This window comes from Nostoc sp. DedSLP03 (assembly GCF_034530815.1).
Lineage (GTDB): Bacteria > Cyanobacteriota > Cyanobacteriia > Cyanobacteriales > Nostocaceae > Nostoc.
Window position 1 is genome coordinate 1 of the sequence record NZ_JAVRCK010000090.1, and the last position, 21,660, is coordinate 21,660.

Consider the following 21,660-nt stretch of genomic DNA (forward strand, 5'->3'; position numbering starts at 1 on the left):
ATTAGATTCCTCTCAGCCCTTATGTCAAGCCTAGTTGAGATGCTCTTACCCTGCTTATAAAGGCTACCGTATATACACAAGTCGAATTACCCCCCTTAATCCCCCAATGTATTGCAGGGAAACCAGATTTTCCGATTCCCTCCCCTTTCCAAGGGGAGGGTTAGGGTGGGTAAAAATATTTGATACATCAATCATAACTTTTCAAACATCCTCTGAGATGCCGATTTGGAATCAGGTTGATGAAAGTAAGGTTCAATTCCATCTAGTTATTTCTACCTTTTTTGTTAATCCTAAAGTTAGATGTAATTTTTCGGATTAAAGGCAAAATTGTAATAAATAATCAAACAGGATAAAAACATGAAAACTGACAACATAACCAATTCTAACAACACCGAACAAACAACACTTGAAGGTGAAAGTAAAGAAGTTCTAAATCAAAAAACCTCTATCCAATTTTTACTTAGCATAACTTTGGGAGTATTAACAATTGTTCTAGTTGCTGCAAGTGCTTATTACGGACTTATTCGATTTTAATCCGATTTATTAAAGTAGGAAATTTTGGTTTTTTTGATCGCATTAAATAATTTCAGATATCACAAGATCCTCAGCAAAATGTATGGTGGTGCTTTTAGTTTATCAAAAGCCCTTATTGGGTTAAAAGCACTGCCATATTTTTCTTATGATGGAGGAGCAATTCTAGTTTTGGCAAGTAAAACAGCACTAGAACGCTATCAACTCAATACCATCGCACGGCTAATTGGCGGAGTATGGACTGGAGGAGAAGCTTGGCGGTTCTCTGAAGTTCCCATTTTTGGTAGCGAATAAGCTTTTAGACAAACTCAAAATCAAAATCTACGATTGTATTGTAAAAAACTTATCTATTGAGGGATGTTTGAGTTTATAATGTCTAACAGAATACAAATATAATTTAGTGGTGATTGATTGAAGAAACGCTTAAGCCTCTAAATTAGAGATTTAAAAATAACTTTTTTATAAGTAGGAGTATTGATGAGTTTACCAGTTAAAGAAATTGTATTAATGCCAGGAGAAGGTAATCATCTAACTACTGGTAATAGCGAAATAACATTTAAAGTAGTTGGTGCTGATACTCATGGTCACTTAGGATTGTTTGAAAACTTAATACAACCAGGTGGAACTGCCCCGGTACTGCATATTCATCGACAAATGGAAGAAATGTTTTATGTATTAGAAGGAGAAGTAGAAATTCAAGTTGGTAATCAGATAGTGCAGGGGCAACCAGGGGCATTTGTATTAGTTCCACGTAATACGCCGCATACATTCGCTAACCGAGGAACTCAGCCTGCAAAATTATTAATCATGTTTTGTCCAGCAGGAGAACGCGAAAAGTATTTTGAAGGGTTAGCCGAACTGCTCAAGGAAGGACAGACTCCAGACCGAGATGCTCTTGTAGAATTGATGCGAAAATTCGATCAGGAGCCAGTAGAGATTTAATTATTGGCGGTGTTACTTGAAAGTATCAACCTAAGAAGAACGACACTGAATACGGTTCGGTTAAAGGGGAAAGGGGAAAGGGAAAAGGTATTGGTTTTGAATATCTTATATCAAGTCCGGCTAATTAGTTTTGCTTGCCGAATCTATACAGAAAGCCCAAAAGTGCTTTTCCCCTGCACCTGAAGCTCCTCTGCTCCCCTGCCCTCCTAATGATAAGTCTTTAACCGGACATGATATTAGTGGCATTCCTGTCTTATATGTGTAGCCTGAACGAGAGCTAGAAAAAGTTTTTGATTACTGGGATCGAGAATTGAAAGCTCAGGATGCCATTGTACGCCGATTGCCCAAGGATGATGTTCGTGCTCCACAGCTTCAATGACTCCATCATCCCAAGCATGAGCAACAACCCGCCAACCAGGCGGTACTTTATCTACTGCTTGATGATGCCAAGAAACTACAGATATGCGAGAATTTTGTAAGCATTCAGCTAAAAGGCTCTCTCCATCTATCGTGACGAGATGTTCTGTATGTAAACGTCGTCCAGGTTCAGGCTCTAGACGATGTAATGCAGATGTACCGTAAACATCTGGAATGTGAGGAATTAGAGTGCCTCCACTGGCAACGATGAGAATTTGTAAACCCCGACAAATACCTAATATCGGCAGATGACGTTCAAGAGCTAACTTGCCAAGCTGCAATTCAAAAGCATCACGTTCGCGATCGACAGAATAAATAGTCGGATGAGCAAAACCATTGTAGCAAGCAGGGTGAATATCTCCACCACCAGAGATGATTAAACCATCCAAAGAATCTAGAAGTATTCCAAGTTCAATTTCTCCTGGTGGTAATAATATGGGAATGCCACCTGCTTTACGGACTGCATCTATATATTCGCTTGGCAGAGAAAATGGTAATGCTGCAAGGCGACCATAAGTTGTAATCCCAATCAATGGTTTTCGATATTTTCTACTCATCATTCCTCAAATAAACGATCGCCTTTATGTAAACGATAAGCGATTTCATAGGTTTGTGCTTGCGATCGCATTGTGGGAGAATGGGCTGCTAAATACCGAGCAGCAGCAACTAATACATGAACTCCAGCAGGAGTGTCACCTAATAGGGAATACTGACGAAAAGCGGCTTCTATTTCTTGAATAACATGAAAATCACGGTTTTCTCTGAGCATCATTTTCCCTAGCATGGCCATCAGTCTTTCAGGCTTGCCACCACTATATAAATAATTAGCCACTAATTGACCTGTTTGGTTAACTTGCTGTTGACGATTTAATAAATCGGGTAGCTGCTGGAGCAATTCTTCAGGATTTGGAACGGAGTTTTTGGGTTCTGGAAGTCGTGCTGGTGGTACATTCAAAAAACGATTCAAATAAACACTCATCGCCGCATCAAACACGCCTCTGAGTAGTTCTACTGTTGGCACTCGTCGTAAGCCTTGATGCACGGCATTAGCAAAAGTGAATGGATGATGTGCGGAATTCCAATCTCCAAAGTCATTGTTAGTATTAAAACGAGCTACACGCAGTGCCGCAGTATAAGTAACTACACTTGCTAATTGTTCTTCTGTACAACCAGCTTCTAGGGCATTCAGTAAAGAGTCGGCAATCGCTTGGGGGTCTTCACCTAATAAGATTGGTATTAATTGCTCTGAGTTTGCCCAAGTTCCTCGTTGAGATTTTCCCGCATTTAAAACATTGGGTAATTGCTCAAAAGCCGACTCTAATATTGCTACCAAATCTACAGGGTAGCGCCAGGAATTAGATTCTTCCATCCGAGATGCATTAGCTAAACCCGAAACTAAGCTAGGTAGAACAGATTCTGCTGCTTGCCAACCAACAACATCAAGTGCTTCCAGTGCTTTGTTAATAAAATCAAGGGTATGCCCAATGTCGAGATAACGATGATCTGTAGCCGATGAAAACAGCATATCCGCAACTTGCTCTAAATTAGCCCCTGAGCGAATCGCAGATACCAGACATCTTTGTGCGGCTTCAGCATCCCGTACTTCAATAAACTGGCAAAACCAGCTTTTAAGAGTCGGAAAATCAACTGTAGAGTTAGGCAACGGCTGAACGACAAACAGAGGCGGCGCGCCTGCACTATCATTAGCGACTGCCGAAAGTCCGTGAAATAAAGCACGAGGTTTGTCTTCCTCATCCAGATAAGGTAAGAGATTGAGCGTGCAGGTATGGATAGTTAAACCTGCACTCCAACCTGTTTTGTTGTAACGAGTGCCAAATTGTAGCCCGATTTGAAATGGTTCAGCCGGATTTACTCCTATATCTAACAGTGCGATCGTTGATTTGGCAATCACTAAGGAAATACTCTGCTCTAAACCTTCTTCAAGGCGTTGGCGGTGGTAGGTATGAGGATTAACTGGCGGTGCTAAATTTACCCAAACTTCACCATCACGGATTTCTACAGGAAACGCCGGCACATCATCTGCCCAAGAGTCGAAGGTTCCACCACTAGCTATATCAAAGCGGGCATAATGCCAAGGGCAGGTAACAATACCATCTTTGCAAGTGCTACCTTGTAGGGGAAAACCCATGTGGGGACAACGGTTATCAATTGCATAAACTTTATTGTCTGAGTAAAACAAGACAATAGTATGCTTTTCTTTGCGGATTACCAAACTGCCTGCTGCCTGAACATCTGTAAGTTGAGCAACACGGGTATAATTGTCTTTCTTGGTCGTTTCTTTAAATATTTGAGTCATTTAATTTACACACAAGTAAATATCAAAAGCCTTGCTTCTACTCTGACAAATTTTTTCTTTTTTCGACCATTTGTACAATACTAATTTTTGTTAATATACTCGAAGCGAATGAGTACTACTGCAACTACAAAGGGCATGACCGAATTTTGGCTAGTGATGTCGGAGGTTGTCAAGTTTATTACTTAACTGACAAAATTAGTTGTGTTTCGCTGCACTAATATATACTCTGATTAACCTCTCATTCAAACTCCTATGAGCTGCGAACATTTAGATAATCTGACTGCGGAGACTCTGATTTCTAAGGCAAATTACCCAGTATTCCGTTGTGAAGAGTGTATTAAAATAAACGGTCGCTGGGTGCATCTCCGTATTTGTCAAAGTTGCGGCAAGATGCTGTGCTGTGATTCTTCTTTTCATCAACATGCCCGACGGCATTATGAAGAAACTGGACATTCAGTAATTAGCTCGGCTGAGTTAGGAGAACAGTGGTTATGGTGTTTTTTGGATGAGCAGGCAAAAAACTATTGAGTGAGGCGAATACAGGATTAAAAGAGTGCAGAGGAACTGGAGACGCTTGCAGTTTCGGGAAAAAGTAGCTCCTTCGGTGAGTGTTGAATCGCAGATGTTACAGATGATCAACTTTAACACTATCAAGAGAGGGAATTGCTATCTTGCCAACGTCTAAGGCAATCGCCCTTTCAGGGAAACCGCTTTCAACTGTCGTTGAAAACCAGTATCATCCGAAATTTTATGCGAAGAATTATTATTGGGGTTATGGGTAGGGGAGAAAATGCGACAGCCAATGATTTACAAAATGCTTATATATTAGGTCAACTTATTGCCAAACAAGGATGGATTTTACTCACTGGTGGTAGAAATGTAGGGGTAATGGATGCAGTAAGTAAAGGTGCAAAATCTGCTGATGGTTTAACTATTGGTATTCTTCCAGGTAAAAATCAGGATGGTATGTCCTCTTGGGTAGATATTGCTATTTTCACAGACATGGGTAATTCTAGAAACAATATTAATGTTCTTAGCAGCGATTTGGTGATTGCTTGCGGTATAGGTGCAGGAACTGCTTCAGAAATTGCTCTAGCTTTGAAAGCAAATAAGCAAGTAATTTTGTTGACTAATGATGAAGAAAGTAAACTTTTCTTTAAAAAATTGTCGCCAGAAAATGTTTATATTGTGGAGAGTGTAGAGCGGGCGATCGCTACTGCCAAAACAATTTTATACTAATTGGTAAATCAGTAAATTCTTCTCACGTACATTAACTACAGCATATTTCAAGTGCATGAAGTACAAATTGACTGGTTTTAAGGCAGTAGGCCTACTGTGTATACACAAGTCTGAAATAGCTGAGTAACTAGCCTTTTACCCCACCCTAACCCTCCCCGTATAAAGCTACGGTGTACACACAAGTTATCGAATCACTACCATTCCTCGAATTACCCCACCCTAACCCTCCCCGTATGTATTGGGGAGGAAACGAGATTCTCTTGTTTCCCCCCTTCACAAGGCAGGGCTGTTTCACAAGGGGGGATTAAGGGGAGTAATTCGACTTGTGTATACACTGTAGGTGTCTGCGAGTGGCTGCAATCATAGCGACAACTTTAATAATTCACAGGTGACAACATATAGAGCGATCGTACCGGGAATAAGCGATCGCAACTCATATAGTATTTCTCTATCCTTTTTTGCTCAAATTCGTAGTTCACCGAGTTGTCACAAACACAAATTAGCCTATAATCGATAGATTTGGTAATCTGATGTCTGTCTATGCCTGCTAACACTACTGATTTAGAAAAACGCCTATGGGAAGCAGCAGATGAGTTACGCGCTAACTCTAGGCTAAAGTCCAGTGAGTATTCCATCCCGGTACTGGGGTTAATTTTCTTGCGTTACGCTGATTGGAAATTTACCCATGCTGAGGAGGAACTGAAAAATATAGGTAGTAGAAGACGTGGAATTACCAAAGCAGACTACCAAGCAAAGGGTGTCATGTATCTGCCTGATGCTGCCAGATTCTCCACACTGTTGAACTTACCAGGAGGGGCAGATATTGGCAAGGCAATCAATGATGCCATGCGTGCCATTGAAGCTGAGAATGAAGAATTAAAAGATATTCTGCCCAAAACTTACAATCGCCTGGAAAACGATCTGTTATTTGACTTGCTGAAGAATTTTAACAAAGTCGAATTAGGAACAGATTTATCAGGTGATGCTTTCGGGAAGATTTATGAATACTTCCTGGGTAAATTTGCGATGAGTGAGGGACAGAAGGGAGGAGAATTATTAGTTGTTAGTGATGAAAATGGTCAAGAAGTAGATTCCGTTATTTCTCGACAGCATGATGATTGGGTGGATATTAAATTAAGTGCAGAGTTAAATGAGGAATTTTGTGTTGAGATAATTTTAGATGAGTCGAAAGTGACTCAGGATTTTGTTGTATGATTTTGTAGGGTGCGTTATTAACGCGCCTAAATATGTCTTTTTGGTGCGTTACGGACATTTGTCTTAACACACCCTATATATATTTTTAGTAATTCAATAAATTAGATTGCGTCACCTATGAAAAAGCTGGTTATTCTCAAATTTGATGGCAATTTTGAATCAGGGTTTCAAGTCAATTTAGAAATAGCAAATGAAGGACAACGCGCTTATCTAACCACCACAACCAAGTTACCAGAAAATATTAGTATTTCTCAAATATTAAATAACTTGCATGAAATATATTGCAGTCTAGATAGTCAATTTAGGATTAAATATGGGGGGAGTAGTAGGGGTAATCTGGAGTGTTTAAAGCAAGAATGTACAAGAGAATCTATAAATTTAGTTGCTGGTTTTAATCAATGGCTGAATGCACCATCTTTTACTTTTATTGCTAATACTCTCAAAGATCTAAATCCCCAAGATGAAATTAGAATAATTATTACAACTTCTTGCCATGAATTACGTCAGCTTCCCTGGCATTTGTGGGATGTTTTAACTGAGTTACCATTGGTAGAAGTGGCTTTAAGTTCGCCTAATGCTGAACGTGGGGAAAGACCTTACAGAGAAAAGATTAGAATTTTAATTATTTTAGGCGATCGCACCGGAATTAACATACACAAAGATAAACAATATTTGCAAAGTTTCTGTGGCAATGATGCCGAAATTATTTTAATCGATAACCCATCCCGTGAGGAATTAAATCATTACCTGCAAGATAATCTGGGGTGGGATATGTTGTTTTTCTCTGGACATTCCCAAACTCAAGGAATGCAGGGAAGGATTTATTTAAATGACAGGGATAGTTTGACGATGGCAGAATTGAGAGATGCTTTGCAAGTAGCGATAAAAAGACGATTGCAAATAGCGTTTTTTAATTCTTGCGATGGTTTAGGAATTGCTTACGAATTAGAACAATTGTATATTCCGCAAGTGATTGTCATGCGGGAACCAGTACCGGATAAAGTAGCGCAGGAGTTTTTAAATTATTTCCTCCAACAGTTTACTAGTGGGAAGTCTCTATATATTTCTGTCAAAAATGCGCGGTTGGAGTTAGAAAAACTTGAAGAGGAATTTCCTTGTTCTTTTCGAGTCGGTGTAGAAGCATCTCAAGGTACACCCGAACAAATTATGCAGTTTGCTGGTTGTTGGAATGATATGTCAGATGAAACATTTTCTGACTTCACTGAAGAAATAATCGCACGTCGCTAAAGAGTAACAATTATGCAGTACCAAATTTTTGTTCAAAGTCAAGAAAATAACTTTGTGGCATCAGTGATTGGTATGCCCAATGTAATGGTTGAAGCGAATACAGAAGAAGAAGCTATTGCAAAGGTTAAAACGGCTTTAGAAACGCAATTAGCAACAGGTAAGTTTGTGACTATTGAAGTTAGTTCTAAAGAACTACCTCACCCACAAATAACTCAGATGAAATATGCAGGAATATTTGCTAACGACCCAACATTTGATGATTTCATGGAGAAACTAGCTGCTATCCGCAGAGAATCAAATGCAATGATAGATGAGTGATGATTTATATCTTAGATACAGACCACTTGAGTCTTTATGGACGAAATCACCCCATTTTAATCCCAAAACTATTAGCAGCAAAAATACAACTAACAACAACTGCGATTAATGTTGAAGAATAATTAAGAGGTCGTTTGGCTCAAGTTGCTGATGCAAAAGAGGGAGTTTTGCAATCAAATGCTTATCAGCGATTAGTTGAAACAGTCATACTACTATCTGAATTTAATGTCCTTCAGTATGATGAAAAATCTCAAGGCATTTATCAAAACTTCAGAACACAACGTATTCGTATTGGAACTCAAGATTTACGTATCGCTTCAATAGTTCTTGCGAATAAAGGAATCCTCTTAACCAGAAATTTACGAGATTTTGAGAAAGTTCCTGGACTGAATATAGAAGATTGGTCGAGTTTCAAGATAAATCTCAAAAAATACTGGAAACTTGCAATATCTCATTAGGTCGTTATCCCGGCAAAGAATACACATATCAAGAAGGGGAAAAAATTACCAAACTTAGAGTATTTTTAGCTGATCAACGCATATATGTACTCTTTGTTGAGAACCCTGCTGTTGGTGACGCTAGTAGATTTTTTAATGCTTTTAAAATTTTGTAGTAGCAAAAGTAATTATTTAGATAATTGTTGTGTTGAATATTTTTCATTCAAACTTGTAGCGCGGGCATCTTGCCCGCTTTTTTAGTAAAAAATATCTCAATATAAAAATTTAAAATGCGTAAATACACCATTTTTTGCTCGTAAACATAATCAAAGGCATTCAAACAAAGCAAATAGACGTTTATGATTATGGCATCCTCATACATTCGCAGCATCGTTTTCACCACATTAGGTTTTAGCAGTAGCGTTTTACTAAACCTCAATACACCAGGTTTCGCGCAAGCAACAATTCCATTACCATCATTTTCAACTACTACAAATCCTTCAACTTATCTTCCACGAGTACAACCTAAAAAGACTAACTTACAATGGGTTTACAGTGTAGCGGAAAGAGTGATTCGTGCTAATGGACTTGACGATCATCCCTGGCGCTTACAAATCACTGATGAATATAATATCAATGCCTACGCAGATGAGTTAAACAAAATCGTAATTTATAAAGGCTTGTTAGACCAAATACACGGTGATGATGCAGCTTTAGCTTTTATTATCAGTCATGAATTAGCCCACCATACACAACGCCATTCCGCACAGCAAGAAGAAGCAGAAGCTAGTTTACAAGAAAAATTACTCCAAGAAGCAGAAGTAGAATATAACAATTGGATTGTACAAGAACGGAGAAAATCGAAAACTCCTATATCACCCGCTACAAAAGATGTCATCAAACAACAAATTACTATCCAGAAAAAACAAGAGTTTGAGAGAACTATGCAAGCATTAAGTCGCCAGCATGAATTTCAAGCCGATGAAATTGGTTACACGTATATGATTAAAGCTGGTTATGATATAAATGGAGGTTTGCGAGTCTTGAACCTGTTTTCGCGTTTACCTTCAGACTACACAGAAATTAGCAGCCATCCACCGACACAACAAAGAATCAACGCTTTAAAGCAGGTAATGAATAAATATTTTTGGTTCGCTTTATGGATAGATGGCAATGAGCGATTAAAAAATAATCCTCAAGCACTAAAATTAGATTTATCGGAAGATGGAGTATCTTTGCGAATCAACTCCAGATTTGTTTTACAATAGGCGTTGTTGCACGAATAGGGAGAATGGTAGATTATACTGATTACCAGATTTGTTGGGTTTAGCTTCATACTCTTCAGGATCTTGCTACAACCCAACCGATGATTCTCCTTAACTCAACTGTATTAAATCATCATTCGCAAAGGCGATCTCTTTGGCCAAAAAAGGAAGCAATGACTATCAATCCTGAAGCAGATACCGCCAGAAATCAAAAAAAGCTAACTTAGGCTACTTTTAATTAAAGTTACGTTATGGTTAAATATACTTATAAATAAAGTATTATTATACTCTAATCAAAAAGATATACTGAATAAAGTATGCTTCAAGCTAATGAATTGAGACGCGCTGGTAGTGGGAATTAATCAGTATCCTTTTCTGAAGGATACTCCAACAAGCAAAGCTAAACATCTTGTATCTGCTGCTAACAATGCTGAAGCGATCGCCTATATTTTAATTCAACAAATTTATAGTTCTGGCACCTGTAAGTTACGTTTATTACCTGCGTAATGCTTGTAAATAATTTCTGGAGAGTTACCAACCCACCTTCCTACATCCTTTGCATCAATATCAGCTTCTAGGCAAAGAGTAATAAAAGTATGCCTGCATTGATAAGGTTTGCGATATTCGCTTACTACACGTTGTTTTACAAGTTTAGTTACGATTCCATCTATATGTGTACCACGATGATTTTTGTAACCTTTCCAAGCATGATTGAGAAAATCTCCAAAGTCTACTATGCCGCCTTTCTTGCTTCTAAAGATAAAATCATCTGGTTTACAATTCTCAGGTTTGATAGAGTCTAAAATTTCACGGTGTTGATGATTAATCGGAAAACGTCTTTGGCTTTGGGTTTTTAATCCATCTTTGAGAGCTAACCCTTTAGTACTGATGGTAATTGCTTGCTCAAAGGTAATGTATTTATCACTGATATGCTTCCATTGTAGAGCGATCGCTTCTGATGGTCTGCACCCAGTAAAAAATAATAATTTTACTAAAGGAGCATAATAGCTGTAGAGTTTGCTCTCCTCAAATGCTTGAATTATGCTATCCCGTTCTTCCTTAGTAAAGGGATTAATTTCATATTCTGCTGATTCTGACTTCGGTATCTGAATATCTTTTGCCATACTCTGAAAGGGATTAGATTCAATTAGCTGACTTTTAAGTGCCCAATCACAGCAAGCATTTATATTTGTCAAAGTACGTTTGGCGGCATTAGCACTGAGATTTGCAAGTAAATAGTCTCGAATTGCGATCGCATCATCTAAAGTTTTAGTTGGTAACTTAGCAATATGATTGCGATACTTGCGGTAGTCAACTGCATAAGTAGAAGGACTAACCTGTGGTTTTTTAAACTCAGCATATTTTTCCCATAATTCTCCCAAGTCTGATTGGGGGTTAGCTGAAGGTGTAATTGGGCTAATTGGGGTAACGGTACTTAATGACGCTGCTGGTTTGTACTTAACTAAACTGGCATCAAACTCTCCATAGTCAATATCTCTCTGGATTTTTGTCGCCAAAGCCGATGCTTGATGTCTTCCAAAAGGTGTATCATCGTGCCTTGTCGAAAGATAGAAACGCTTGGTTTTTAGCTCTCCAGTGGGCGTAATAATAGGATGAGAGAAAACTCATTGAAGACTGCCGTTAGAGTTCTTAATCTGCACTGAACCCCGACGGGCAATACTTTGAGATTTTTGAGATTCCATAAGGGTAATTAACTGGGGTAAACACCTTTACCCTTCCACTTTACCCCAGTTTTACCCCAGAATTACTTCTTGGGGTAAAAACCTCTACCTTACATTTTTACCCCAGTTTTACCCCAGTTCTTTACCCAAACTACCTAAAATTACCCCAAAACTATTGGAAGTCTCTAGAAACAAGCCCTACAACAACCATTAAAAAAGGGCTTCAAAGCCCTGTAATGCTTATATTTCTTTAAAGGCGGCACCCGGATTTGAACCGGGGGTGAAGGTTTTGCAGACCTCTGCCTTACCACTTGGCTATGCCGCCACAGCAAGATTCCCTGAACTACTTTTATGTTGCTAAGGTATCTTAGCAGCTATTTAGCAGTCATAGGACACTAGTTAAACCATGATAGCATAGGATTTTGAGGTAAAGATAGTAGGTTAACTAGATGTTTTTGGTAGGGTTTAGGCGATCGCGAGAAAATTTCGATTGCAAGTCGATCGCAGCACAAACAAATCTTAGCTGATTAAAGAGATTTGTAACTCCTCACTCCTAACTTGTTACACCTTTACTTCTTCGGCAAAACTACCCCAGCGCAGAAAGTGAAATGGGCCAGCGATAGAACCCCAAAGACGTTCATCGGTGTCTAAATCTCTTCCCCTATCGAGGCTGAAAAATTCTTTAGCGTCAATCTCAAATTCGTTATCTAAATAAGTATTTTTGCCGTCGCGAAACACTATGCAGCCTTTGCCAGGTTCAACTCTGCCTTTGAAGCTTTTACCTGTCCACTCTACAATCATGTTGCAACCTGGCATTTTTTCCAATTGGTCAAGAGACAACTCTTTGAGGCGTTCCGGTTCGCGAGATGCACCGTAAAATTTCTCTTCTTCTTTAACGGTGTAGTGTTCAATCGCAATGTGGTTTTCTGCCGGAATTAACTTCATTACCCGCATTCGGTAGGGTTGATTGAGCATAAAATCATAAGCTTGTTCGAGAAACAAACTTACCCCTGAGAACAATTCTAAAGGGAGGGGACGGATGCAGACGCGGATATGAGCGTAAAAAGGCGGATTTTCAAAAGCTTGTTCTTGATTGCTAAAGTCAGCTGCCATCCAGCGAGCTAAGGTGGCGATATCAGTAGAATGAGTCATTACAAAACGATTGACTAGTTACTTAAATACGATCTAGGATTATTTTGACACTCCCCTGACTCAAAAATCCTGGCTGCGATCGCAATTTTTAAATTATATCTAGGATAGATGCTCTGATTGGAGAAAATTAGCTGCTTGAGTACAAGTGAAACTTTACATCTTGTTCCTCACAACTAGAACTCGTTAAGCATTTATTTTGGCAAAATCCGCACATTATCTTTTCTCTGTGTGCTGAAGCCACATAGCTCTTAGGTAAGCTTTTCTTGTAAAGCTGGAGAAAAGCAGGAGAATAGTTAGTCAATAATAGGCATGGGGATAATTGCTAATTATCTCATGCAAATCACTCAAGGCAAAGTAAAGTACTCATGCTCAGGCACTTAATTGCGATCGCTACTGCCACTATACTCTTTAGCAATTCCTTAACACTGGCAGCGAGTAAACCGCCGAAACCACCTGATGAATTTCCTCCCAACCCTCTAGAGATTACCCCACCCGATCCACTGTCACCGCGATCGCCCAAGGATAAACAGCCGTTAACTCCCCAAGAACGGCAAAAGTTAGAACCAGCGTTAGATGCATTAAATCAAGAAGCGGCGGCGAAACTGCAAGCAGGCGAACAGGTTGCGGCGTTTGAAATTTGGAACCGAGAATTACGTCTGCGGCGCTTTTTAGGTTCATTAGCAGAAGTGCAAGCATTATCAAGAGTTGGCGCGATCGCTTGGAAGCTAAACGACGGACAAGAAGTACAATATATAACGGAACGATTGCAAGCAATTCAAAAACAAGCCCAATCTCAGAAAAAAGCTGCCCCAATCGATCTAGAATTGTGGCGATCGCTAGGTGAAGCTTACAAAAATGTGCGATTGTCTAAACTAGCTATAGAAGCTTACAACCAAGTTTTGCTAGTAGTGCGACAACAACAAGACCAGAGAGCAGTATTAGAAATCCTCAAAACAATTGGAGAACTGCATTTGAGTTGGTTTGATTATCGCAAAGCTGCACCAATCTATGAGGAATTGTTGAGTTTCGCTACATCCCTTGGCGATCGCGTAAATGAAGTAACATATCTGCAACAATTGGCTTATATTTACGAGCAGACAAACCAACCGCAGCAGTCATTGAATGTACTTAACAAACTAGTAGAAATTTATGCCAATGAAAATAATCTTACACAAATACTAGAATTAAAGCTAGCGATCGCTTCAGATTACGAATCTCTAGCTAAGAAAGATCCTAACTTACTGCTAGAAGCTTTTAATAATTATCAAGAAGCTTATACAACTGCTTGGCAATTAAAAGAATACGTTCGGGCTGCTGATGCTTTGCAAAAGTTAATTGCGTTGTATCGTTCCCAAGGACAAACAGAAGAGGCTTTGCAGGCTAGCGAAATTCTGGTGCAGATACAGGCGCAAGCTGCCAACTTTTACGGAATGATGCAAGCTTATGACCAAATTGGGCAATTGTATCTAGAACGCAAAGAATTTCCTCAAGCATTAACAGCTTTTCAACAAGGGTTAAAACTGGCGCAACAACTCAAACATGAAGAGGCATACTTTACTGGACAAATTGCAAAACTATCGAAAGCAAATTTTTAACAAACAGAATTCAGAAGTCAGGAGTCAGAATTCAGTTGAGTCTTCTATAGGACTGGCAAATAGCGAGTCCGCGTACTTCTGCAAAGAAATAAGCTACTTGAGCGTCTCGTAGAGATTTTGAATTGGGTGGTGCAACAATTGAGTGGTGGGTGTAAATTTCCGACTCATTCATTCTGACTCCTGAATTCTGACTTCTGAATTCTTCTTTAACTGAAATTTCTGCGATCGCTTAACATAAAAATACCCGCTACGCCTAACCACAAGGTGAAAAGCTATGTCAGAAACCACCCTAGCTGCACCAGATATTCAACTCCCACCCACCCAAGCAGAATTACCAGACGATGACGGTATTCCGATGGAAAGCGCACGACACAAAGCCCAGATGGATTTGCTGATAGATGCTCTGATACCTTGGTTGGAAGCACGAGAGGATGGGTTTATCGGCGGTAATATAGGACTAGTATTTGATTTCTGAAAAGATACGTAGGGTGTGTAGCTGCGAGAGTACGGCACCATCATCAAGGTTTTGGTGCGTTACGAACTGCGTTCTAACACACGTACAATACCTAATTTTGTTCAAAAATCAAATATGATTCCTATATGTTTGTTTACTACAGTCTGGCCCAAGTGCGAAACAAAGACTTTAAAGGGCCAGACTTTTTTGCTGTGTTGGGAGTTCCAAAAGGAGAACGTCGCAGTTGGGTGGTTTGGGAAGAGGAGAAAGCACCAGATGTAGTCATTGAATTGCTTTCTGACAGCACAGCCCAAGCAGACAAAAATGAGAAAAAACTGATTTATCAAAATCAAATGCGTGTACCAGAATATTTCTGGTATGACCCTTTTAACCCTGATGATTTGGCTGGTTTCTCTATTGCAAAAGGAGCTTATCAACCTATTGCAGCAAACCCTCAAAATCAGTTAGTGAGCCAATCTTTAGGGTTAGGATTGCAGTTGTGGCAGGGAAGTTATAAAGGTATTGATGCTACTTGGTTACGCTGGGCAAATTTGGCAGGAGAATTACTACCAACTCCTGAAGGAAAGGAACGCCAAAGGGCAGAACAAGAACGCCAAAGGGCAGACAAAGCAGAATCGCAGTTATTGCAAACTGCACGCAACTTACTTGAGTCTGGGATGCCAATAGAACAGGTAGCGAGATTAACAGGTTTGAATGTATCTGAGATAGACACTCAAAATGATAAATGATTTGTGGGATTTGTTTAAGCGATCGCTCCACTAACGCCATCATACAAGCGATGTCTACGACGGGCTACGCCTACGCTTATCAATATTAATCCTGTTCTAAAATACTTTCTATATCTTGCCCTGCATAGAGAATCCGTACAACTTCAATGCTTTCATCTTGCTCAAAGTAAAAAATTAGATACTTTTTAAATCTTTTAACAGCCCATTTACGTAAACCTTGTAAACGAAGATTATCCACAGGATAACGGCTACCCATTCCAGGCATTCTTGCTAACTGTGCAAAAGTTTCTCTTACAGAGTCAAAGAACAAAAGAGCTGTGTCCGGGTTTTATTGGGCAATGTAAATAAAATATTCATCAATATCTAAATTGGCTTTAAGTGTAATTACTATCCGCTTCGTCATTGTTTCTCTTGATGCAGCTGATTTATCAAGTGTGTGCGTTTTTGCTGCCACCATTCATCGTTAACTTCTATTGTCTCTCCACTTTCAAGTCCTGCAATTAAAAGTTCTTCTATATGTTCTTGCATCTTGCGTTTTTGGTCTTGAGTAATTAATTCTTGTAGATATTCGCTAACTGAACTGTAGCCACCTTGAGCGACTTGTTCTTCAACAAAGGCTTTCATCGACTCAGGTAAGGAAATATTAATGCTACTCATAACCTTGGTAGTGAGGTTAAACTATTTTTTCCATTTTATCAAGGTTGTTAAGCGTTGTCTTGGAGGAAACGTTTAACGATCGCACCTTGGTTGATCGGAGAAAAGCGATCGCTCAAAACTACTAGATTGCAAATATCGCCTGGACTCGCTCTTTTAATTACGAATTAATTTTTTAACCAATCGCCATAGCAGATAAAACGGTAAAATTAATATCGCCTTTAACATTTGCATAAACTGACCTAACCGACCTTTCCCGACAACACGGGGAGTAAGCTGGCGTTGCAGGATTGCTAGATTTTCTCGAATTGCCGCTGTAGTGGGATGATTAACGCCTAACACCCTTTGGTACATTGTCAAAGCTTCAATGTAGAGAGGTTCGGCATTGTTCAAGCTTAATGCCATATTGGGATTTTCTGTGACTTTTTCGGTTGTTTTTTCTAAGGCTTTAGTGGCTATTATAGTGCCAACAGCGATCGCCGCAGTTTCAAGTATCATCATCCTGTCTTAAGTATGTGTATTTTATTAAAGAGGGTTATTTTCTCAATTCATTGCCTGTGATATCTAGGTTTTTTAAATTGAAATCAGTTGCCGTTACTAAACATCGCCACTAATATCACGTTTTCAATTACTAAAAATAACGAGTTTAGTTACTATCACTACAATTTTTGTTACAAACATGATTATTTTCGTTACAATATTATCAATTTGTTAGTAAAATAACGAGTTTAGTTACCACAACTACGATTTTCGTTACAAACATCATTATTTTCGTTGATATTGCTGGCACTATCGTTACATTTAATACTTTTCAAATTTAGCGACATTGAAGTTTCACTTAGTTTGAAAGATATTTTGTACCATTTTTTTGTCTGCATTTGCCGCCGCCTTATCCAATTCTGCAATCTCACCAGCGTTTAATTGCCAACCCAACGCCCCAAGATTCTCCTTTGCTTGTTCCACGTTCTTTGCTCCAGGGATAGGAATAGTTCCTTTACAGATGCACCAATTAATTGCTACTTGTGACATAGTTTTGTTTCTAAATTGTGCCACTTCTCGCAAACATTCCAAAAGCGATTTACCAGCAGAAGCCGCTTTGCCTCTTGCCATTCCTGATAATATTTGCTTAAATAACAGACCTCGAATGCCTTTAGGCAAAGGGCCTTGCTCAGAGTATTTTCCTGTCAGTAGTCCCAAAGCTAGAGGGCTGTAAGCAATCAATTTAATGTCCAATTCATCACAAAGGTCTTTGAGGTTGAGTTGAGTGACAGGATATGTAGACAACAGAGAGTATTGAACTTGCAAAGTTGTAATTGGAACGCCTCGTTGGGCGAATTTTTTCTGCACTCGCATCAGCTGTTTCGGCCCATAATTGGATAATCCCACGCCTTTAACCAGTCTTTGCTCATACAAATCGGCAAGACCATCTAAAAGTCCTTCCTCTTGCCAAGGAGCATAGTTTGCTGTTGACCAATGCATCTGTACCAAATCAACATTTTTTCCCAAGCGTTGAGCAGATGACTGGCAAGCCTTTATCATTGATTGACGCGTCCATCTCCACGGATAAGCAGCAAGCTTAGTCGCAATACAAATATTTTCTTTACCTGAACCTACATATTCTCGGTTGAATCGTCCCAGAAGCGACTCACTGCGACCATTCAATCTCCCCGTTCCGTAAGAATCACCTGTATCAAATAAAGTTACACCGTTGCTCACACAAAGGTTAAACACGGCTTGCAACTGCTCATCCATACTTTCGTCATATCCCCAAAGCAGTTGGTTGCCCCAAGCCCAAGTACCGCAGCCCATGCTTGGGAGTGAGAGTTTTTGGAGAGTCTGCATCTTTGCTATTTGTAGATTGTCTTATTAATTATCAGGCATATATACCAAAAATCATTCATCGGAGAAAGGCAGGAGGCAGGAGGAGGTTGTAGAAAATAATTTTTCTCCTGTTTTTCTTCATTTAACCGAAGCACAAAAAAGGCAGACTCCTTGTCTGCCCTTTAAGACCTAATAGGTAAATTTTTAGTTTTAGACCTTAATAGCGGCCACCACCACCACCATAGTTTCCTCGTCTACCACCAGAGGAACCGCCCTCTGTTTTGGGTTTGGCTTTATTAACTTTTAAGCTTCGACCCATCCATTCAGCGCTATCAAGAGCATCAATCGCCGCTTGTTCTTGTGCGTCTGATTCCAATTCCACAAACCCGAAACCTCTCATCCGACCTGTTTCTCGGTCAACAGGCAATTGAACGTTTTTTACAGTTCCATATTCTGCAAAAACTTGCCGGAGGTCATCTTCTTTAACCTCATAAGATAGATTGCCGACGTAAATTGACATAAAATGTCTCCAGAATCAGAGGGTGTAGAGATTTAGATCCGGAGAGGTCTGTAATACAAATATATATAAAAACAAACTGTACAGCCGAATTTCATCTTCCATGCATACTTTAACATAAATGGAGAAGTTATGTTTTTAAGTAACACTATACTTAATCTGTCGATCTAAGTACTCAGATAGTTGGCAAAACTAGTTTCAAATCAACCTAGCAACGATCGCATCAATTATGCAGCAATTAAAGAATTTTCATCACTGAACTTAATTTATCTTCAAAGAATATTAATTGCTAATTTTTAGATTTTGTTCAATCAAAATTTCGAGAGAGAACAAACCAATAAAACCAGTGCGATCGCTTGTAACGTAAAATTAGTTTCCATCCAGCATTTGCTAACAGCTTGACGCCCATGTTTTGCGACTACCTGATCCAAATCCTGACTGCCCGTGTGTATGATGTTGCCCAGGAAACACCACTGGAGTATGCTCCAAATTTGTCCGCACGGCTGAATAATCAACTCCTGTTGAAACGTGAGGATATGCAGTCAGTATTTTCCTTTAAACTGCGGGGTGCTTATAACAAGATGGTGCAACTGCCCCCAGATATATTGGCGCAGGGTGTAATTGCCGCATCTGCGGGGAACCATGCTCAGGGAGTCGCCCTGGCAGCCAATCGTTTGGGAACCAGAGCGATTATCGTCATGCCAGTAACTACACCCCAAGTCAAGGTAGATGCGGTGAGAATGAGGGGCGGAGCAGTGGTGTTACATGGAAACACTTATGACGATGCTTATAGCTATGCCCGTGAATTAGAAATAGAAAAAGGATTGACATTTATTCATCCCTTTGACGATCCTCATGTAATTGCTGGACAAGGAACAATTGGGATGGAAATTCTACGGCAATATCAGCAACCCATCCATGCAATTTTTGTAGCAATTGGCGGCGGCGGCTTAATTTCTGGGATCGGGGCTTATGTAAAACGGTTGCGTCCCGAAATCAAAATTATTGGTGTTGAACCAGTAGATGCTGATGCCATGTCTCAATCACTTAAAGTTGGACATCGGGTGCGCTTGTCTCAAGTAGGGTTATTTGCTGATGGCGTAGCGGTGCGGGAAGTCGGTGAAGAAACCTTCCGTTTATGTCAGCAGTATGTAGATGAAATTATTTTGGTGGGTACAGATGATACTTGCGCTGCGATTAAAGACGTATTTGAGGATACGCGATCGATTTTAGAACCAGCTGGTGCATTAGCGATCGCAGCTGCCAAAGCCTACGCCGAAAGAGAACAAATCGAAGGACAAACCTTAATTGCTGTCGCCTGTGGTGCAAACATGAATTTCGATCGCCTCCGCTTTGTCGCAGAACGCGCAGAGTTAGGCGAACGCCGCGAAGCAATCTTTGCAGTCACAATTCCAGAGGAACGGGGAAGTATTCGCCAGTTTTGTGAATGTATCGGCAACCGCAATCTGACAGAGTTTAATTATCGCATTGCCGACGAAAAAACAGCCCATATTTTTGTCGGCGTGCAAATTCAAAACCGTGCTGATGCTGTCAAGATGGTAGAAATCTTTGAAGCTCATGGATTTGAAACCCTTGATTTAACGGACGACGAACTAACTAAACTACATCTGCGACACATGGTGGGCGGCCACTCTCCCCTAGCTAACAATGAATTGCTCTACCGTTTTGAGTTTCCCGAACGTCCGGGCGCATTGATGAAATTTGTGACTTCCATGAGTCCCGACTGGAATATTAGTCTTTTTCACTACCGCAACAACGGCGCAGACTACGGACGAATCGTTGTTGGTATCCAGGTTCCTCCCCACGAGATGGAAGAGTGGCAAGCTTTTCTCGACCATCTAGGCTATCGCTATTGGGATGAAAACAAGAATCCTGCATACAAATTGTTTTTGGGATAGGTGGGGAGTGGAAAAGAGGCAGAGGGGCAGAGGAGCAGGGGAGCAGGGGAGCAGGGGAGACAAGGGGGAATTATTGAACAAGTCTCTCCCAAGTTTTCCCCCTCTTCCTGGTCTCCCTTGTCTCTTCTCCATGCCCAATGCCCAATTTAACGAGAACTCCCTTTCAATATCAGATTTGAGTCCCAAGTATAGAAGCCGATTTGATTAGGAACCCTAGCGAATCTACCTGTGCGATAGCCTCTAGATAGTTCATTCAGCACCTTATTTTTGATCTCTCTAATTTGCTGAGAATCTAGTTCTCCATAAATTCCGGCGATGACTTCAGCCACGCTGAAAACTTTACCTGGATTTTGTTTTAACAGAGAAGTGAGGGCATCAATTAAAAATTGACCCTCAAAGGCTTTGAGCATCGGTACTGTTTTTGTCGGAGGAACGAAAGGCTTCTTATTTTTGTTCTTGATATTCCTAGAAGCACCATTGCGATTACTTGGGGCTACCAAACTTAAATCCAGAGTATAACAACCTGGCTCATCGGGAATAGTTACCCAGTAATTCCTTTCTCTGCCTTGGGTGAGGGAAGATTGCACTCTACCTTTAACTACTTTGAATAGATTGGAATCTAACTCTCCATAAAGCGATCGCACGATAAAATCGATATGACAAACAGTACCTATCTGTTCTTGCAATAGCTGTTTTATGGCTTCCATTCGCGAGATAGCGTGCTGATACTGAGGTAGCATCGGAATTTCCACTACCTTCGTTGAACTATCGTTGTTCTCTGGAGCGATCTTTGGATCTGTTGATGTCGTTTGAGGTTGACTCTCTTTTGTATCAACAGCAGAAAAAGAATCATTTATCTCAAATCGATCTGAGTCTTTTTCTACTGACTCTAAAGATTCCACCAAGTTGATTTCGCCAATGTCATCAAGAGGTGATAAAAACCGCAGAGAACTTTCCCCAGAAAGATTTGAGTTTTCATCAGCCGCCGTTAATCTTGATATCTGCTTGCTGGTATCAGAAGAAGACCAGTTAGACAACAACGCTTCTACATGATCGAGCTGCGATCGCGCCTGCACAAAGAGGCGTTCATACTCTTCTGTAAGGCGAGCATAATAGTCTCGTAATTCCAACAGTGGTGAGAGAAAGGTGCCCGGAGGCGGTTCTAATTGTCCATTTTGAGTCATAGGG

General features: G+C 40.1%; 22 protein-coding genes, 1 tRNA gene and 2 pseudogenes. 14 read left to right on the top strand and 11 right to left on the bottom strand.

The features are described 5' to 3' along the window. The first annotated feature begins 357 nt into the window (after positions 1 to 357). From RM368_RS30780 to RM368_RS30790, 3 genes are all read left to right on the top strand, one after another. Entirely contained in the window at positions 358 to 534 is a 177-nt protein-coding gene (locus RM368_RS30780) for a hypothetical protein (RefSeq protein ID WP_322697568.1), read from the top strand. Between the two features lie 24 nt (positions 535 to 558). Beyond that, on the top strand, positions 559 to 825 hold the full coding sequence (locus RM368_RS30785; RefSeq protein WP_322697569.1) for a hypothetical protein: 267 nt from the start codon (positions 559 to 561) through the stop codon (positions 823 to 825). A gap of 183 nt (positions 826 to 1,008) precedes the next feature. Further along, a complete protein-coding gene (locus tag RM368_RS30790; protein ID WP_322692030.1) occupies positions 1,009 to 1,473 on the top strand; it encodes a cupin domain-containing protein in 465 nt (154 codons plus the stop codon). A 236-nt stretch (positions 1,474 to 1,709) separates the two neighbouring features. Here RM368_RS30790 and RM368_RS30795 read toward each other — a convergent pair whose 3' ends face one another. After that, positions 1,710 to 2,450, bottom strand: coding sequence for a gamma-glutamyl-gamma-aminobutyrate hydrolase family protein (locus RM368_RS30795; protein ID WP_322697570.1), 741 nt, complete (start codon positions 2,448 to 2,450; stop codon positions 1,710 to 1,712). Then, positions 2,447 to 4,207 (bottom strand): Rieske (2Fe-2S) protein, encoded by a 1,761-nt coding sequence (locus RM368_RS30800; RefSeq protein ID WP_322697571.1) that lies wholly within the window; start codon positions 4,205 to 4,207, stop codon positions 2,447 to 2,449. Before RM368_RS30800 ends, RM368_RS30795 begins: the two co-directional genes overlap by 4 nt. 252 nt (positions 4,208 to 4,459) lie before the next feature. On the opposite strand from RM368_RS30800, the gene RM368_RS30805 reads away from it, so the two are divergent. The 8 genes from RM368_RS30805 to RM368_RS30840 all read left to right on the top strand — a co-directional run bounded on the left by RM368_RS30805 (position 4,460) and on the right by RM368_RS30840 (position 9,932). Continuing rightward, positions 4,460 to 4,735 carry a UBP-type zinc finger domain-containing protein gene (locus RM368_RS30805; protein WP_322697572.1) on the top strand — a complete coding sequence of 92 codons (276 nt, stop codon included), beginning with the start codon at positions 4,460 to 4,462 and terminating at the stop codon, positions 4,733 to 4,735. 222 nt (positions 4,736 to 4,957) lie between these two features. After that, complete coding sequence (locus tag RM368_RS30810) at positions 4,958 to 5,446, top strand: TIGR00725 family protein (RefSeq protein ID WP_322686062.1); 489 nt, start codon at positions 4,958 to 4,960, stop codon at positions 5,444 to 5,446. A gap of 388 nt (positions 5,447 to 5,834) precedes the next feature. Then, complete coding sequence (locus RM368_RS30815) at positions 5,835 to 5,963, top strand: hypothetical protein (protein ID WP_322697573.1); 129 nt, start codon at positions 5,835 to 5,837, stop codon at positions 5,961 to 5,963. Positions 5,964 to 5,986: 23 nt separating this feature from the next. Further along, positions 5,987 to 6,661 carry a type I restriction-modification system subunit M N-terminal domain-containing protein gene (locus RM368_RS30820; RefSeq protein WP_322697574.1) on the top strand — a complete coding sequence of 225 codons (675 nt, stop codon included), beginning with the start codon at positions 5,987 to 5,989 and terminating at the stop codon, positions 6,659 to 6,661. A 117-nt stretch (positions 6,662 to 6,778) separates the two neighbouring features. After that, a complete protein-coding gene (locus RM368_RS30825; protein WP_322697575.1) occupies positions 6,779 to 7,909 on the top strand; it encodes a CHAT domain-containing protein in 1,131 nt (376 codons plus the stop codon). 12 nt (positions 7,910 to 7,921) lie between these two features. Next, a complete protein-coding gene (locus RM368_RS30830) occupies positions 7,922 to 8,227 on the top strand; it encodes a type II toxin-antitoxin system HicB family antitoxin (protein ID WP_322697576.1) in 306 nt (101 codons plus the stop codon). A 134-nt stretch (positions 8,228 to 8,361) separates the two neighbouring features. Beyond that, positions 8,362 to 8,685 (top strand): hypothetical protein, encoded by a 324-nt coding sequence (locus RM368_RS30835; protein ID WP_322697577.1) that lies wholly within the window; start codon positions 8,362 to 8,364, stop codon positions 8,683 to 8,685. A gap of 344 nt (positions 8,686 to 9,029) precedes the next feature. Further along, a complete protein-coding gene (locus RM368_RS30840; RefSeq protein ID WP_322697578.1) occupies positions 9,030 to 9,932 on the top strand; it encodes a M48 family metallopeptidase in 903 nt (300 codons plus the stop codon). A gap of 461 nt (positions 9,933 to 10,393) precedes the next feature. Here RM368_RS30840 and RM368_RS30845 read toward each other — a convergent pair whose 3' ends face one another. From RM368_RS30845 to RM368_RS30855, 3 genes are all read right to left on the bottom strand, one after another. Beyond that, entirely contained in the window at positions 10,394 to 11,446 is a 1,053-nt protein-coding gene (locus RM368_RS30845; protein ID WP_322697579.1) for a tyrosine-type recombinase/integrase, read from the bottom strand. Positions 11,447 to 11,865: 419 nt separating this feature from the next. Beyond that, positions 11,866 to 11,936 (bottom strand) — tRNA-Cys (locus tag RM368_RS30850). A 236-nt stretch (positions 11,937 to 12,172) separates the two neighbouring features. After that, positions 12,173 to 12,763, bottom strand: a complete 591-nt coding sequence (locus tag RM368_RS30855; RefSeq protein WP_322697580.1) for a chromophore lyase CpcT/CpeT — start codon at positions 12,761 to 12,763, stop codon at positions 12,173 to 12,175. A gap of 365 nt (positions 12,764 to 13,128) precedes the next feature. Between RM368_RS30855 and RM368_RS30860 the strand changes: the two genes are divergently transcribed. After that, on the top strand, positions 13,129 to 14,358 hold the full coding sequence (locus tag RM368_RS30860; RefSeq protein ID WP_322697581.1) for a hypothetical protein: 1,230 nt from the start codon (positions 13,129 to 13,131) through the stop codon (positions 14,356 to 14,358). Positions 14,359 to 14,632: 274 nt separating this feature from the next. After that, a pseudogene (locus RM368_RS38895) lies at positions 14,633 to 15,561 on the top strand (Uma2 family endonuclease). 85 nt (positions 15,562 to 15,646) lie between these two features. Here RM368_RS38895 and RM368_RS30875 read toward each other — a convergent pair. The 5 genes and pseudogenes from RM368_RS30875 to RM368_RS30895 form a co-directional block, all read right to left on the bottom strand. After that, positions 15,647 to 15,874 (bottom strand): annotated as a pseudogene (locus RM368_RS30875) (type II toxin-antitoxin system RelE/ParE family toxin); the annotation flags it as partial. A gap of 86 nt (positions 15,875 to 15,960) precedes the next feature. Further along, a complete protein-coding gene (locus tag RM368_RS30880) occupies positions 15,961 to 16,218 on the bottom strand; it encodes a type II toxin-antitoxin system ParD family antitoxin (protein ID WP_322697584.1) in 258 nt (85 codons plus the stop codon). Positions 16,219 to 16,371: 153 nt separating this feature from the next. Next, complete coding sequence (locus RM368_RS30885; RefSeq protein WP_322697585.1) at positions 16,372 to 16,716, bottom strand: tetratricopeptide repeat protein; 345 nt, start codon at positions 16,714 to 16,716, stop codon at positions 16,372 to 16,374. A 333-nt stretch (positions 16,717 to 17,049) separates the two neighbouring features. After that, a complete protein-coding gene (locus tag RM368_RS30890; protein WP_322697586.1) occupies positions 17,050 to 18,057 on the bottom strand; it encodes an aldo/keto reductase in 1,008 nt (335 codons plus the stop codon). Between the two features lie 196 nt (positions 18,058 to 18,253). Further along, complete coding sequence (locus RM368_RS30895; RefSeq protein WP_322697587.1) at positions 18,254 to 18,556, bottom strand: RNA-binding protein; 303 nt, start codon at positions 18,554 to 18,556, stop codon at positions 18,254 to 18,256. Positions 18,557 to 18,960: 404 nt separating this feature from the next. On the opposite strand from RM368_RS30895, the gene ilvA reads away from it, so the two are divergent. Further along, complete coding sequence (gene ilvA / locus RM368_RS30900) at positions 18,961 to 20,472, top strand: threonine ammonia-lyase, biosynthetic (protein WP_322697588.1); 1,512 nt, start codon at positions 18,961 to 18,963, stop codon at positions 20,470 to 20,472. A gap of 146 nt (positions 20,473 to 20,618) precedes the next feature. Here the strand turns inward: ilvA and RM368_RS30905 are convergent, their stop codons facing one another. Further along, complete coding sequence (locus tag RM368_RS30905; protein WP_322697589.1) at positions 20,619 to 21,656, bottom strand: hypothetical protein; 1,038 nt, start codon at positions 21,654 to 21,656, stop codon at positions 20,619 to 20,621. Positions 21,657 to 21,660: the final 4 nt, after the last annotated feature.

Excerpts from the sequence above, each read along its gene's own strand:
- RM368_RS30895 (WP_322697587.1), bottom strand. The coding sequence starts at position 18,556 with ATGTCAATTTACGTCGGCAATCTATCTTATGAGGTTAAAGAAGATGAC.
- RM368_RS30830 (WP_322697576.1), top strand. The coding sequence starts at position 7,922 with ATGCAGTACCAAATTTTTGTTCAAAGTCAAGAAAATAACTTTGTGGCA.
- ilvA (WP_322697588.1), top strand. The coding sequence starts at position 18,961 with ATGTTTTGCGACTACCTGATCCAAATCCTGACTGCCCGTGTGTATGAT.
- RM368_RS30905 (WP_322697589.1), bottom strand. The coding sequence starts at position 21,656 with ATGACTCAAAATGGACAATTAGAACCGCCTCCGGGCACCTTTCTCTCA.
- RM368_RS30805 (WP_322697572.1), top strand. The coding sequence starts at position 4,460 with ATGAGCTGCGAACATTTAGATAATCTGACTGCGGAGACTCTGATTTCT.
- RM368_RS30820 (WP_322697574.1), top strand. The coding sequence starts at position 5,987 with ATGCCTGCTAACACTACTGATTTAGAAAAACGCCTATGGGAAGCAGCA.
- RM368_RS30885 (WP_322697585.1), bottom strand. The coding sequence starts at position 16,716 with ATGATGATACTTGAAACTGCGGCGATCGCTGTTGGCACTATAATAGCC.
- RM368_RS30790 (WP_322692030.1), top strand. The coding sequence starts at position 1,009 with ATGAGTTTACCAGTTAAAGAAATTGTATTAATGCCAGGAGAAGGTAAT.
- RM368_RS30860 (WP_322697581.1), top strand. The coding sequence starts at position 13,129 with ATGCTCAGGCACTTAATTGCGATCGCTACTGCCACTATACTCTTTAGC.
- RM368_RS30855 (WP_322697580.1), bottom strand. The coding sequence starts at position 12,763 with ATGACTCATTCTACTGATATCGCCACCTTAGCTCGCTGGATGGCAGCT.
- RM368_RS30890 (WP_322697586.1), bottom strand. The coding sequence starts at position 18,057 with ATGCAGACTCTCCAAAAACTCTCACTCCCAAGCATGGGCTGCGGTACT.
- RM368_RS30810 (WP_322686062.1), top strand. The coding sequence starts at position 4,958 with ATGCGAAGAATTATTATTGGGGTTATGGGTAGGGGAGAAAATGCGACA.
- RM368_RS30840 (WP_322697578.1), top strand. The coding sequence starts at position 9,030 with ATGGCATCCTCATACATTCGCAGCATCGTTTTCACCACATTAGGTTTT.
- RM368_RS30825 (WP_322697575.1), top strand. The coding sequence starts at position 6,779 with ATGAAAAAGCTGGTTATTCTCAAATTTGATGGCAATTTTGAATCAGGG.
- RM368_RS30880 (WP_322697584.1), bottom strand. The coding sequence starts at position 16,218 with ATGAGTAGCATTAATATTTCCTTACCTGAGTCGATGAAAGCCTTTGTT.
- RM368_RS30780 (WP_322697568.1), top strand. The coding sequence starts at position 358 with ATGAAAACTGACAACATAACCAATTCTAACAACACCGAACAAACAACA.
- RM368_RS30795 (WP_322697570.1), bottom strand. The coding sequence starts at position 2,450 with ATGATGAGTAGAAAATATCGAAAACCATTGATTGGGATTACAACTTAT.
- RM368_RS30800 (WP_322697571.1), bottom strand. The coding sequence starts at position 4,207 with ATGACTCAAATATTTAAAGAAACGACCAAGAAAGACAATTATACCCGT.